Annotated in this window: 12 protein-coding genes; 11 read left to right on the forward strand and 1 reads right to left on the reverse strand. The window is 69.7% G+C overall.

Going from position 1 to position 13,483, the window contains the following annotated elements; all coding sequences use genetic code 11:
• The first annotated feature begins 25 nt into the window (after positions 1 to 25).
• From AC1RTA_RS04390 to AC1RTA_RS04435, 10 genes are all read left to right on the forward strand, one after another.
• Positions 26 to 274 carry a hypothetical protein gene (locus tag AC1RTA_RS04390; protein WP_014235424.1) on the forward strand — a complete coding sequence of 83 codons (249 nt, stop codon included), beginning with the start codon at positions 26 to 28 and terminating at the stop codon, positions 272 to 274.
• A gap of 36 nt (positions 275 to 310) precedes the next feature.
• Entirely contained in the window at positions 311 to 1,222 is a 912-nt protein-coding gene (gene ubiA, locus AC1RTA_RS04395) for a 4-hydroxybenzoate octaprenyltransferase (RefSeq protein ID WP_492784045.1), read from the forward strand.
• Positions 1,223 to 1,229: 7 nt separating this feature from the next.
• Positions 1,230 to 2,705, forward strand: a complete 1,476-nt coding sequence (ubiD, locus tag AC1RTA_RS04400; RefSeq protein WP_492784046.1) for a 4-hydroxy-3-polyprenylbenzoate decarboxylase — start codon at positions 1,230 to 1,232, stop codon at positions 2,703 to 2,705.
• Between the two features lie 160 nt (positions 2,706 to 2,865).
• A complete protein-coding gene (locus tag AC1RTA_RS04405) occupies positions 2,866 to 3,555 on the forward strand; it encodes a sensor histidine kinase (protein WP_152089884.1) in 690 nt (229 codons plus the stop codon).
• A 31-nt stretch (positions 3,556 to 3,586) separates the two neighbouring features.
• Positions 3,587 to 5,212: a tetratricopeptide repeat protein gene (locus AC1RTA_RS04410; protein ID WP_492784047.1), complete on the forward strand. Its 1,626-nt coding sequence runs from the start codon at positions 3,587 to 3,589 to the stop codon at positions 5,210 to 5,212.
• A gap of 4 nt (positions 5,213 to 5,216) precedes the next feature.
• Positions 5,217 to 5,711 carry a GNAT family N-acetyltransferase gene (locus AC1RTA_RS04415; protein WP_492784048.1) on the forward strand — a complete coding sequence of 165 codons (495 nt, stop codon included), beginning with the start codon at positions 5,217 to 5,219 and terminating at the stop codon, positions 5,709 to 5,711.
• An 84-nt stretch (positions 5,712 to 5,795) separates the two neighbouring features.
• Positions 5,796 to 6,674, forward strand: a complete 879-nt coding sequence (locus tag AC1RTA_RS04420; RefSeq protein ID WP_014235418.1) for an ion transporter — start codon at positions 5,796 to 5,798, stop codon at positions 6,672 to 6,674.
• A gap of 63 nt (positions 6,675 to 6,737) precedes the next feature.
• Entirely contained in the window at positions 6,738 to 7,457 is a 720-nt protein-coding gene (gene sfsA, locus AC1RTA_RS04425) for a DNA/RNA nuclease SfsA (RefSeq protein WP_130459207.1), read from the forward strand.
• Between the two features lie 250 nt (positions 7,458 to 7,707).
• Positions 7,708 to 8,490 carry a hypothetical protein gene (locus AC1RTA_RS04430; protein WP_492784049.1) on the forward strand — a complete coding sequence of 261 codons (783 nt, stop codon included), beginning with the start codon at positions 7,708 to 7,710 and terminating at the stop codon, positions 8,488 to 8,490.
• Complete coding sequence (locus tag AC1RTA_RS04435; protein WP_492784050.1) at positions 8,487 to 11,264, forward strand: patatin-like phospholipase family protein; 2,778 nt, start codon at positions 8,487 to 8,489, stop codon at positions 11,262 to 11,264. The genes AC1RTA_RS04430 and AC1RTA_RS04435 overlap by 4 nt, the downstream gene beginning before the upstream one ends.
• A 19-nt stretch (positions 11,265 to 11,283) precedes the next feature.
• Here the strand turns inward: AC1RTA_RS04435 and dacB are convergent, their stop codons facing one another.
• On the reverse strand, positions 11,284 to 12,795 hold the full coding sequence (dacB, locus tag AC1RTA_RS04440; protein ID WP_492784051.1) for a D-alanyl-D-alanine carboxypeptidase/D-alanyl-D-alanine endopeptidase: 1,512 nt from the start codon (positions 12,793 to 12,795) through the stop codon (positions 11,284 to 11,286).
• A gap of 70 nt (positions 12,796 to 12,865) precedes the next feature.
• Between dacB and AC1RTA_RS04445 the strand changes: the two genes are divergently transcribed.
• Positions 12,866 to 13,444: a PilZ domain-containing protein gene (locus tag AC1RTA_RS04445; protein WP_165397477.1), complete on the forward strand. Its 579-nt coding sequence runs from the start codon at positions 12,866 to 12,868 to the stop codon at positions 13,442 to 13,444.
• Positions 13,445 to 13,483: the final 39 nt, after the last annotated feature.

Raw genomic sequence — 13,483 nt, forward strand, 5'->3', positions numbered from 1 at the left:
CGGCTTTTGCCGAGGGAGGACTGCCGTGTCCCTGTTGCTGCGATTCGTGGGTTTGGCCATTGGTGGCTTTTTGCTGGTGGGCGGCCTGGCCAGCCTGGTGCTGGGCGTCCTGGCCCTGGGCGAGCATCCCCAGAAGGGCTTCCAGGTAACCATCTTCTCCCTGGTCATCACCGGCATCGGCCTCTGGGTCTTCTGGGAAATCCTCGGCCGCAAGTGGCTGGCCCGCCGGCGCGGCGAGGTGGAGCCGCACGTCGCTCCCGGAGCGATGGACTAAAATCCCGTTCTTGCGGACTGCGATTTCCTGCCGACCATGACCACTTCCCAAGCCCCGCTTTCCCTGCGCCACCGTCTCGACCAATACGAAAAGCTGATGCGGCTGGACAAGCCCATCGGCACCCTGCTGCTGCTGTGGCCGACCCTCTGGGCCCTGTGGCTTTCCGCCGTGGGCCAGCCCCAGTGGTGGGTGGTGTGGATATTCGCCCTGGGCACCCTGCTGATGCGCTCCGCCGGCTGTGTCATCAACGACTACGCCGACCGGGATTTCGATCCCCACGTGGCCCGCACCAAGAGCCGCCCCCTGGCGGCCCGGACGGTGTCGCCGCGGGAGGCCCTGGGCCTCTTCGCCGTCCTGGTGCTGCTCTCCTTCCTGCTGCTGCTGCCCCTGCTGACGCCCCTGGTGTTCGCCCTGGCGGCGGTGGCGGTGTTCCTCGCCGCCAGCTACCCCTTCACCAAACGCTTCTTCGCCATTCCCCAGGCCTACCTGGGCATCGCCTTCGGCTTCGGCATCCCCATGAGCTACGCCGCCCAGCTCGGCACGGTGCCGGCGGAAGCCTGGTGGCTGCTGCTGGCCAACGTCTTCTGGGCCGTCGCCTACGACACCGAGTACGCCATGGTGGACCGGCCCGACGACCTGAAGATCGGCATCAAGACCTCCGCCATCACCTTCGGCCGCTTCGACGTGGCGGCGGTGATGTTCTGCTACGGCGCCACCTTCGCCCTCATCGCCTGGGTCGGCTACGGCCTGCAGCGGGGCTGGGCCTTCTACGCCGGCTTGCTGGGGGCGGTGGCTCTGGCCATTTACCACTACACCCTGATCCGCACCCGGGAGGGCGGCCCCTGCTTCAAGGCCTTCCTGCACAACAACTGGGTCGGTGCCAGCATTTTCGCCGGCATCGCCGTGGACTTCTGGCTTCACCCCTTCGGTGTGCTGCCCCTGAAATAGGCTTCCCATGAAATACCGCGACCTGCGCGACTTCATCGCGCAACTGGAACAGCAGGGCGAACTGAAACGGGTGAAGGTGCCCGTGGACACCCGCCTGGAAATGACCGAAATCTGCGACCGGGTGCTGCGGGCCGAGGGGCCGGCCATCCTCTTCGAGAAGCCGGTGGGGCCTAACGGCGAATTCACCATTCCGGTGCTGGCCAACCTCTTCGGCACCCCCCGGCGCGTCGCCATGGGCATGGGCCAGGATTCGGTGTCGGCCCTGCGCGAGGTGGGTACGGTGCTCTCCATGCTGAAGGAGCCGGAACCGCCCAAGGGCTTGAAGGATGCCTGGGAGAAATTCCCCCTCTTCAAGCAGGTGCTCAACATGGCGCCCAAGGTGCTGTCCTCCGCTCCCTGCCAGGAGGTGGTGTGGGAGGGCGACGCGGTGGACCTCTCCCGCCTGCCCATCCAGCACTGCTGGCCCGGCGACGTGGCACCCCTGATCACCTGGGGCCTGACCATCACCCGGGGCCCCTTCAAGAAGCGGCAGAACCTGGGCATCTACCGGCAGCAGGTGATCGGCCGCAACAAGCTCATCATGCGCTGGCTGGCCCACCGGGGCGGCGCCCTGGATTTTCGGGACCACTGCCAGAAAAATCCCGGCCAGCCCTATCCGGTGGCGGTGGCCCTGGGGGCCGATCCGGCCACCATCCTTGGCGCCGTGACGCCGGTGCCGGACAGCCTCTCCGAATACCAGTTCGCCGGCCTTTTGCGGGGCGCCAAGACCGAGCTGATCAAATGCATCGGCAACGATCTGCAGGTGCCGGCCTCCGCCGAGATCGTCCTGGAAGGGGTGATCCACCCCGGCGAGACGGCCCTGGAAGGGCCCTACGGCGACCACACCGGCTACTACAACGAGCAGGCCGAGTTTCCGGTGTTCACCGTCGAGCGCATCACCATGCGCAAGAACCCCATCTACCACAGCACCTACACCGGCAAGCCGCCGGACGAGCCTGCCGTGCTGGGCGTGGCGCTGAACGAGGTGTTCGTGCCCCTGCTGCAGAAGCAGTTCACCGAGATCGTCGATTTCTACCTGCCGCCGGAAGGCTGCTCCTACCGCCTGGCCGTGGTCAGCATCAAGAAGCAGTACCCGGGCCACGCCAAGCGAGTGATGTTCGGCATCTGGAGCTTCCTGCGCCAGTTCATGTACACCAAGTTCATCATCGTGGTGGACGACGACGTGAACATCCGGGACTGGAAGGAAGTGATCTGGGCCCTCACCACCCGCATGGATGCCACCCGGGACACCACCCTGGTGGACAACACCCCCATCGACTATCTGGACTTCGCCTCCCCGGTGGCCGGCCTCGGCTCCAAGATGGGCCTGGACGCCACCAACAAGTGGCCCGGCGAGACCAGCCGGGAATGGGGCCGCCCCATCGTCATGGACGAGGCGGTGAAGACCCGGGTGGACGAACTGTGGCAGAGCCTCGGGCTGTAAGCGGCCGCTGAGGGCAGGGCCGCGCCCCGCCTGGACCCCAGAGCCCGGGGCGGCGGCGCGGTCCGGTCTGGTGCAGGGCGTTCGATATTACTTTGGTATTAGTGCTGCTCTGTGACAAAATTGGCATTTTTCCGCTTCCGGTGACGCCAGGATACTGCCCATGAACCCGCCCGATACTTCCCCCGACCTGTCGGTGTTCCTCGCTTCGTCGGTGCACGACATGAAGAACTCCATCAGCATCCTCATCGGCAGCATGGAGAAGCTGCTGGCCGACAGCGACCCCAGCCGGCCCGAGTTCGGCGAAATGACCCACATGATGTACGAGACCAAGCGGATCAACGGCAACCTGATCCAGCTGCTGGCCCTCTACAAGCTGGGCAACCACCTCTATCCCTTCTCCCCGGAGGACTGGGTGCTGGAGGACTTCGTCGCCGAGACCGTGTCCCAGCACCTGCCCCTGCTGCGTTTCCGCGGCCTGGAATTCGAGGCCGTGGTGGAGTCGGACCTGGTGTGGCCCTTCGATGCGGATCTGGTGGGCGGCATCATCGGCCACGCCCTCAACAACGCCATCCACTACACCAAGGGCAAGGTGCGCCTGGTGGTGCGGGAGACGGAGGAGGGCCTGGAAATGCGCGTCGAGGACGACGGCCGCGGCTATCCCCAGAAAATGCTGGATGACGGCGTCGCCGCCATGAACGGGGTGGACTTCCAGGGCGGCAGCACCGGCCTGGGCCTCTACTTCTCCGCCATGGCCGCCCGGCTGCACCGCAACAAGGGGCGCCACGGCGCCATCCGCCTGGAAAACGGCGGCGCCTGGGGCGGCGGCTGCTTCGTCCTGACCCTGCCCTGAGCGGCCCATCTCCAGGGAAAACAGAACAACAATGAGCAACTTCCAGAACATCGACTTCGGCAGCAAGAGCTTCCTCGTCATCGACGACTTCCAGGGCATGCGCACCGTGCTGCGCGACATCCTGCGCTCCATGGGGGTGAACCCCAAGGTCATCGCCACCGCCGCCAACGGAAACGAAGCCATCAGCCAGCTCAGCCAGACCCGCTTCGACGGCGTCCTTTGCGACTTCAACCTGGGCGCCGGCAAGAACGGCCAGCAGGTGCTGGAGGAGGCCAAGTACCGCAACCTGGTGGGACCCAGCTGCGCCTGGGTCATGATCACCGCCGAGAAGACCGCCGACGTGGTCATGGGCGCCGCCGAATACCAGCCGGACGCCTACCTGCTCAAACCCATCACCGAATCCACCCTGCGCCTGCGCCTGGAAAAGATCTGGGTGAAGAAGGCCGCCTTCGTGGACATCGACCAGGCCGTCATGGCCATGGACTTCCCCCTGGCCATCCGCCTCTGCGACGAGCGCCTGGCGGTGGACAAGGCCAATGCGGGCGAACTGCTGCGCCTGAAGTGCCACCTGCTGTTGGTGTCCGGCGAACACGAGCAGGCCCGCCTGCTCTACAACGCCCTGCTGGCCAAGCGGGACGTGCCCTGGGCCCAGCTCGGCCTGGCCCGGGTGCATGTGGCCGCCGGCGAACTGGACCACGCCCAGGCCCTGCTGGAAACCCTGGTGGCGGAGAACCGCACCTACCTGGAAGCCCACGACTGGCTGGCCAATGTGCACAACGCCCGGGGCGACCTGCAGAAGGCCGAGGAGGTGCTGGAAAACGCCGCCCGCCTCTCGCCCCTGTCGGTGATGCGGCAGAAGAACCTGGGCGAAGTGTCCCTGCAGCTGGGCAAGGTGGAAAACGCGGAAAAGGCCTTCCGCAAGAGCGTGGCCCTGGGCGAGCACTCGGTGCTGAAGACGCCGGACGCCTACCTGGGCCTGGCCCGGGCCTGCAGTGCCCAGAACAACAGCAAGGAAGCCCTGCAGGTACTGTCCACCCTGACCAAGCAGTTCGACGCCGAGGAGGTCAAGGTCAAGGCCATGGCCACCGAAGGCATGGTCTACCACCGGGCCGGCGACCTGGAATCCGCCCGCAAGGTGGCCCTCAAGCTGGACGAGGTACTGGCCCAGCCCGGCGCGCCCCGCCTGGAGAGCGCCGCGGTGGTGGAGATGGCCGAGCTGATGATGGTCTCCGGCGAGAAGGAAAAGGCCGCCGCCCTGCTCCAGGGCGAAGTGCGCAACAACCCGGACGACGCCATCCTGCTGCAGCGCATCCAGCAGGTGTTCGACACCGGCGCCATGAGCGAGGAGGGCGTGGCTCTGGTGGAAGCCTCGCGCAAGGAAGCGGTGCAGCTGATGAACCAGGGCGTGCTGCTGGCCCGGGACGGCAAGTTCGACGAGGCCATGGAAGCCATGCGCACCGCCTGCGAGCGCCTGCCGGGCAACGTGCGGGTGCTGTTCAACTTCGCCCACATGGGCATCACCTTCATGCAGCGCACCGTGGTCAGCCCGTCCCTGGTGGAGGAAATCCGCCAGTACCTGGAAACCGCCCACCGCCTGGCTCCCGCCGACAAGCGCTATCCCCAGCTGCTGGGCAAACTCAAGTCCCTGGCCGGCTGACGCCATGCCGACCATGCCGCCCGTGGAGGTCCGCCCCACCGACCTGAGCCAGCCGCAGCAGGCCGCGGCCTGGCTCGACCTGCTCGACCACTACGCCCGGGACCCCATGGGCGGCGGCAGCGGGCTGGACCCGGCGGTACGGCAGGCCCTGGTGCCGGCCCTGGCCGGTGTGCCCCATTTCCACAGCGCCCTGGCCTGGCAGGGGGATGAGGCCGTGGGCCTGATCAACTGCTTCGCCGGCTTTTCCACCTTTGCCGCCAGGCCCCTGCTCAACATCCACGACATCGCCGTGCGCGATGCCCGCCGCGGTGCCGGCATCGGCCAGGCCCTGCTGGCCTGGGCCGAGGGGAGGGCCCGGGAACTGGGCTGCTGCAAGCTGACCCTGGAAGTGCTGTCCAACAACCGGCGCGCCCTGGCCGCCTACGAGCGGGCCGGCTTCGCCCCCTACGTGCTCGATCCGGCCGCCGGTCAGGCCCTGTTCCTGCAGAAGCTGCTGTAGGGCCGGCCGGTTCCCCGGGCCGGCGGCCGGCGCTAAGATGGCGGGCTGGTTCCCCTGTTTCCCGACTTTCCGAAGCGACCGCCCATGAGCCCTGCCGCCGCCGTCCATTCCGCCGCCGATTCCCTGGGCAAGCCCCTCGCCGGCTGGCGCCTGCGCCTCTACTCGGTGGTATTCGAGTCGGAGACCCGGGCCGGTCGCCTGTTCGACCAGTGCCTCATCTTCGCCATCCTGGCCAGCGTCGCGGTGGTCATGGCCGACAGCGTGCATAGCCTCAACGCCCGCCACCAGGACCTCTTCGCCACCCTGGAGTGGGGCTTCACCCTGCTGTTCACCGCCGAATACCTGGCCCGCCTGGCCTGTCTGCGCCGGCCCTGGCGCTATGCCCTGAGCTTCTTCGGCCTGGTGGACCTGCTGGCCATCCTGCCCACCTACCTGGCGCTGCTGGTGCCCGAGGCCCACCTGCTCATCGACGTACGCATCCTGCGCCTGCTGCGCATGTTCCGGGTGCTCAAGCTCACCGCCTACCTGGGCGAGTACCAGATGCTGGGCAGCGCCCTGCTGGCCAGCCGGCGCAAGATCCTGGTGTTCCTCTCGGTGGTGCTGATGATCGTGCTGGTCATGGGCACCCTGATGTATGTGGTGGAAGGCCCGGCCAACGGCTTCACCAGCATTCCCACCGCCGTCTATTGGGCCATCACCACCATGACCACCGTCGGCTTCGGCGACATCACGCCCAAGACCGACGTGGGCCGTCTCATCTCCTCGGCCATGATGCTGCTCGGCTGGGGCACCCTGGCGGTGCCCACCGGCATCGTCACCTCCGAGATCACCGCCCAGCGCCTGCAGGTGACGCCCACCAGCCGCACCTGTCCGGACTGCCTGACCGAAGGGCTGGCACCGGAGGCCGCCTACTGCCAGGCCTGCGGCGCCCGCCTGCCGGAATACCGGCGCGATCCGGCCTGAGCCTTTCCCTTTTCTGCCACCCGCCCACGCCGCGGCCCCGGAGCCGCCGCCGGAGCATTCCCCATGCAACTGCCCCTGCTCACCGAAGGCCGCCTGCTGCGGCGCTACCAGCGTTTCCTCGCCGACGTCGAACTGGCCGACGGCAGCGTGGTCACCGCCCACTGTCCCAACACCGGCTCCATGCAGGGCTGCAAGGATCCGGGCAGCCGGGTGTGGCTGTCCCCCAGCGACAACCCCCAGCGCAAGCTGGCCTGGACCTGGGAGCTGGTGGAGGCGGACGGCGTCCTGGTGGGCCTGCACACCGGCCGCACCAATGCCCTGGTGCGGGAGGCCATCGAGGCCGGCGCGGTGGCCGAGCTGGCTGGCTATGGGGCGATCCGCGGCGAGGTGCCCTACGGCGGCGACAACGGCCGCGGCGGCAAGCGCAGCCGCATCGACCTGCTGCTGACTGAAGCAGGGCGCCCCCCGTGCTATGTGGAGGTGAAGAACGTCACCGCCGCCGTTGCCGGCGGCATCGGCTATTTTCCCGACGCCGTCACCGAGCGCGGCACCAAGCACCTCAACGAAATGGCCGACGAGGTGGCCAAGGGCAACCGGGCCGTGCTGTTCTTCTGCGTGCAGCGGGGCGACGTGGATGAAGTGCGGCCGGCGGACCACATCGACCCGGAATACGGCCGCACCCTGCGCCGGGTCCTGGGGCTGGGGGTGGAGGTGCTGGCCTACGGCGCCGACGTCCGCCCCGAGGGCATCCGGCTGTGGCGGCCCCTGCCGGTGGTGTGCTGAACCGGCGTCAGCAGAAATTTCTATGCTGGGCCAGGCCCCGCGTCCCTAAAGGGATGGCGGGGCTTTTTCATCCAATGGGGGCGCGCTTCCTGGGGCGGTGCGGGGAAAGTCGCTCCGGGACTGGCCCGGCGGCCGGCGGCTGACGCCGTGATTCTTTGGGTATGCCAAATGGCTTAATGGAAAAACCCTTACGGTTATCCATAATGGATTTTCCCGACCCGTCGGCCCATTCGCTGCCAAGGAGAACGCCATGCATCCCTCTGCCATCGCCGCCTTCCGCCACTCCCTTTGCCTTGCCCTGCTGGGCCTTTTGCTCGGTGCCGCCGGCGCCGGCGCCGCAGAGGAAAGGAAGGGGCTGGAAAAAGTGCAGGACAGCTTTCTCAAGCTGGTCTGCGGCAAGACCGCCGTCGCCGACAACAGCGCCTGCGCCAGGATGCTGGGCGATGCCGGCCAGGGCGACGACGGCGCCCGGGTGCGGCAGCTGGCGGCCCACTTCATCGTGCTGACCTTCGCCGAGGCCGGCACCCGGGCCCTGGAGGAGCACGAGGACCGGGGCGTGCTGGCGCCGGCCCTGCTGCAGCGCATCCGCACCGCCGAGGCCGAGCTGCACGAGGCCTGCTCGGTCCTGGCGTGGACCCCGGCGGCGCGCAAGGCCGCCATCTATCCCCTGGAGCGGGCCGATGCCCTGATCGCCGTGGCCGACGTGGTCAAGGCCGGCATCAAGCCCACCGCCCGGCGCCTGCGGGGGCTGGCCAGCAATCCGGTGAGCCTGCTGGCCGAGGTGGGCGACGTGCTGGAGGACGGCATGGCCGATGCCATCTACGGTTCCGCCTCCCGCCGCGGCTTCGTCGCCGCCCTGGACATCATCGCTCCCCAGAACAAGGTGGACGGCAAGGAACTGCAAGGGGCCTGGCAGGCCGTGGCCGACCGCCTGGAAGTGTCGTGCAAGAGCCTGGCCCGCCTCGGCGGTGCCCAGGAGGAGAGCGCCCCCGTATGCAAGGTGCTCAAGCCCTGCGCGGAGCTGCAACCATGAGCGCGCCCCTGTTGCCGGAAGATGGCCCGGAGCGAAGCCAAAGCTGGCGCCAGTTCGAGGACGAGGCCCGGCGCCTGCGCCCGGCCGCTCCCCCGTCGGTGACGGCTGCCGGTGTCCGGGCCCAGGCCTGGGGCGGCGAGGACGCCGGCGCTGCGCCTGAATCAGCTCCCGCCAGCACCGCCTTCTGCGGCCTGGCCCTGTCCGGCGGCGGCATCCGCAGCGCCACCTTCGCCCTGGGCGTGCTGCAGGCCATGGCCGAGGCCCGCCTGCTGCGCCGGGTGGATTACCTGTCCACCGTTTCCGGCGGCGGCTACATCGGCACCTGGCTCTCCGCCCTGATCCACCGTACCGATGCGGACAGCCGCCGGGCCGTGCGGCAGCTGGAACAGCCCGGCCCCGTCGGCATCGCGCCCTCGGTGGCCGCCGCCGGCCAGCCCGGTGGCTGCCGGGACGACGTCGGCCAGACGGCCACCGGCGCCAGCGAGCATCCGGCCATTGCCTTCCTGCGCCGCTACAGCAACTACCTGACGCCCCGCTTCGGTCTCTTCAGCGTGGATACCCTGGCGGCGGTGGCCAACCTGTCGCGCAACCTGCTGCTGACCCAGAGTGTTTTCATCCTCTTCCTCCTCGGCCTGCTGTTCCTGCCGCGGGGCGTCGTCCTTGCCCTGTGGCAGGGCGGCCCGCCGACGGCCTGGCTGTGGGGGGCGGTGCTGCTGTTGCTGGCCGTCGCCGCCCGGGGCCTGTACCGGGGCATGACCTGGTACCGGCGCCCGGCCGCCGCGGGCGACGGCTCGTCCCGTCCCGGGCCGAGCCAGGGGCAGGTGCTGCGTGGCGCCGTGCTGCCGGGCATGCTGGCGGCCCTGCTGGCCGCCGCCCTGTTCAACGACGGGACCTGGCTGCCGGCCCTGGCCGGCGGCGACGGGGCGCTGTGGGCCGCCCTGGTCCTGGCCTACCCCCTGCTGTGGCTGCTGGCGGCCGGCCTCGACCTGCCCCTGCCCCGGGGTGGCGGCACCGCCTTCCGCGTCTCCCTGGCGGCCGCCCTGCCGGCCGGGGCCCTGCTTGCCGTCCTGGTCTACGGCTATGTGCGCCTCCTCGCCGCCCTGCCGCCGCCGTCCCGGCCCTGGCTGGCGGTGGGGCTGGGGGCCTTCGTCCTGTGGGAGTTCCTCTGCCTGGCGGTCGCCCTGCACATCGGCCTGATGAAGCGGGCCCTGGCCGAACTGGCCCGGGAGTGGGCCGGCCGGGCCGGCGGCATGTCCATCGGCATCGGCCTGGGCTGGTCCCTGGTGGCCCTGGTCAGCTTCTACGGCAGCGCCTTCCTCGGCTGGCTGGGCCAGACCCTGGCGGCGGCGGGCGGCCTCGCCTGGCTGATCAGCACGGTGGCCGGCGCCCTCGCCGGACGCAGCCCGGCCACCGGCGGCAAGGGGGCCAACCCCTGGCTGGAGCGGCTGCTGCAGGCGGCACCCTACATTTTCATCGGCGGCCTGCTGCTGTTTCTTTCTTGGCTGGGGGAATGGGGCCTGCACACCCTGGCCGGGGCGGGGGAGCAGCCCTGGTTCCTGGCGCCGTCCCTAGCCATGCCCGGGCTGGTGGCGGTGGTGCTGGCGGCCAGCGTCTGCCTGCTGGGCGCCTGGGCCCTGTCGGCGCGGATCGACGTCAATCTCTTCTCCATGCACCAGTTCTACCGCAACCGCCTGACCCGCTGCTATCTGGGCGCCTCCAATCCGCAGCGGCGCAGCGACCGTTTCACCGATTTCGACCCGGCGGACGACCTGCCCCTGCAGGACCTGGCGGCCCAGCGCCCCATCCCCCTGCTCAACGGCGCCCTCAACCTCACCGGCAGCGAACCCCTGGAATGGCAGCAGCGCCAGGCGGCCCCCTTCATCTTCTCGCCGGACCGCTGCGGCTTTCTCTTGCCGCCCTCGTCCCAGAGCCCCGAGTGGCGCGAGTTCCTGGCGCCGAGCCGGGACTACATGAGCCGGGAGGGCGCCCATCTGGGCATGGCCATGGCCGTCTCCGGGGCCGCCGCCAACCCCAACATGGGCTACCACACCGAGCCGGCCATGGCCTTCGTCATGGCCCTGCTCAATGTTCGCCTGGGGCGTTGGTGCCCCAATCCGGCAGGACCGTTTACCGCCCTCAGCAGTCCGCCCCTGGGGCTGTGGTACCTGCTGCGGGAGCTGTTCGGCAGCGTCAATGAGGACACCGGCTTCGTCAATGTCTCCGACGGCGGCCATTTCGAGAACCTGGGGCTGTACGAGCTGGTGCGCCGCCGCTGCCGTCTGATCGTGGTCAGCGACGGTGGTCAGGACAGGGACTTCCAGTTCGAGGACCTGGGCAACGCCATCCGCAAGTGCCGGGTGGACCTGGGGGCCGAGATCGACATCGACGTGCGCCCCCTGCTGCCGGGGGCGGCGCCGCGGCAGCGGCTGGCGGTGGGGCGCATCCGCTACTGGGACGACGGGCGGCAGGCCCTGGCCGGGATACCGCCGACGCCGGAGTGCGGGGTGCTGGTGTACCTGAAACCCATGGTACTGGGGGACGAGCCGGTGGACGTGGGCAACTACGCCGCCACCCACCCTGACTTCCCCCACCAGTCCACCGCCGACCAGTGGTTCGACGAGGCCCAGTTCGAGAGCTATCGCCAGCTGGGGCTGGCCACCGGGCGCCGGGTCTTCGGCCAGGGACCGTGGCGGCAGGACGAGGCGGCGGACGACGAGGCCTGGGTGCGGGCCGTGGCCGCCGCCCTGGCAATGTCAGCCGCAGCGACGCCCTAGGCGCCGGGGAGCGGCGGGATCAGTTGGAGAGTGGGGTGCTGGGGGCTGCCTGGGGCGTTGGGCTTTGGGTCGCCACCCATTCCAGCAGGGCCTCCACCGGGCCCCAGGCGGCGCCGGCCTTGGGGCCGCCGGCCAGGGCCACCAGGGCCCAGCGGCGGCCGCCGGCGTCGGTGACGTAGCCGGCCCAGGCGCGCACGCCTTCGATGGAGCCGGTCTTGAGGTGGGCGCGGCCGGCGCTGCTGCCGTTGCCGAAGCGGCGCTTGAGGGTGCCGTCCCTGCCCGCGAGCGGCAGGGAGGCGACGAACTCGGGCATGACCGGGCTCTTCCAGGCTGCCAGCAGCAGTTGCAGCAGGCTGCGGGCGGCGATGCGGTCGTCCCGGGAGAGGCCGGAACCGTTTTCCACCGCCAGTTCGGGGAAGCTGAGGCCCTTTTCCGCCAGCACCTGACGCAGCCCCTGGCGGGCGCCGGCCAGGGTGGCGGCCTCGCCGGCCGGGGTGTCGGCCAGGGCGAGGAAGAGGTGGCGGGCCATGACGTTGCTGCTGTACTTGTTGGTGTCGCGCACGATCTCGGCCAGGCTGGGGGATTCCCAGCGCAGCAGGGGCACGCCGCCCGCGGGGGCGGGGCCTTCCCGCACCTGGCCGGCAAACTGGCCACCCAGTTCGCGCCACAGGGGGCGGAAGAGGCCGGCGAGGTAGGCATCCCCGGCCAGGGGGGCCAGGTGCAGGGGCTTTTCGCCGCACACCAGGGGGAAGGTGCCGCCGATGTCGAGGCGCTTGCCGGCGGGGTCGAAGCGCACCGTCAGCTTTTCGCGCCAGTCGCCGCATTCGCCGGCGCCGGGGGCGATGCGGGCGTTCACCGCGAGGCCTTCCTGGGGCACTTCCTGGACCAGGCGCACGCTGCCCGCGGCCAGGTCCGGCACCAGGGTGAAGCGCAGGGCGGTGTAGTTCACCAGGGCCGCATCCGCATTGACGTTGTAGGCCCGCAGGGGCTCGTTGTCGAAGGCGGCGGGGTCGAAGGGGGGCAGGCGATAGGCGCGGCGGTCGGCCACCAGGTCGCCGCCGATCTGGCGTACCTCGGCCCGGTCCCGCAGCTGCCGCAGCAGCAGCCAGAAGCGCTCCAGGGTGAGGGCCGGATCGCCGCTGCCGACCAGGTAGAGATTGCCTTCCAGGCGGCCGTCCCGGGGGGCGTTGTCGCCGCGCAGCTCGGTCTTCCAGGTGTAGGCCGGGCCCAGCTTTTCCAGGGCGGCGTAGGTGGTCACCAGCTTCATCACCGAGGCCGGGTTCATGGGGCGGGCGGCGTTGTGTAGCAGGCGCGGCGCGGCAGCGTCCACCGCCTGCACGGCGACGGCGAACTGGCCGGGAGGCAGGCCGGCGGCGTTGAGGGCACGGGTGACCTCGGGAGGCAGGACAGTGGCCGTGTCCGGCGGCATCTGCCCGGCGGCGTAGGTGTGGAGCGGGTTGCAGAGCAGGGGCAGCCACAGGGCAAGCACCAGGCGGCCGGTGGCGGAGGGACTACGGTGGAATATGCGCATTATTCGGCGTTCGGGGAGGGGCTTTGGGGCGATAATAGCGCGAATCCCACCGTCCCCCGCCCAGCCCATCATGCAAGAACAGCGTCGCCACGTCCGCATCCGTTTCGCCAAGCCCTTGCCGGCCTATGTGGGGCACCAGGGCCAGAACCTGCGGGCGGAACTGCACAATGTTTCCCTCGGCGGCGCCCTGCTGCGCACCGACCTGCCCCTGGCCATCGGCGACCGCTTCGGCCTGGAGTTCGCGCTCCAGGGCATGGGCATCGACACCGTGCCCATCGTCATCAGCCGCGGCCTGGGCGATCTGGTGGGGGTGCGCTTCGACCTGGGGCCGGCTTCCGAGATCCAGCTGGAAGGCGCGATCCAGGACTCCCTGCGCAACGGCATCGCCTCCGTGCTGTCCATGCACACCCTGGCCGGACGCAAGGTGATGCGCATCGCTGGCGCCCTCAACCTGTCCCTGCGCAACGACTTCTTCCACGCCCTGGACAAGATGGGGGTGGCTGAGATCGACCTCTCCGAGGTGACGACCGTGGATGCGGACGGCCTGGCCCTCTGCGTCGTCGCCGCCGAGCGCCGCGGCGTCGTCATCGAGCGGCTCTCGCCGGCGGTGGCCAGCCTCTGGCGCGCGGCCCGCCAACCCTCGGCCTGATCCTGCCGCAGCCGGGTTTCCCGGTCTAGAATGACGGCT

The organism is Azospira sp. MPR-E4, from assembly GCF_058809645.1.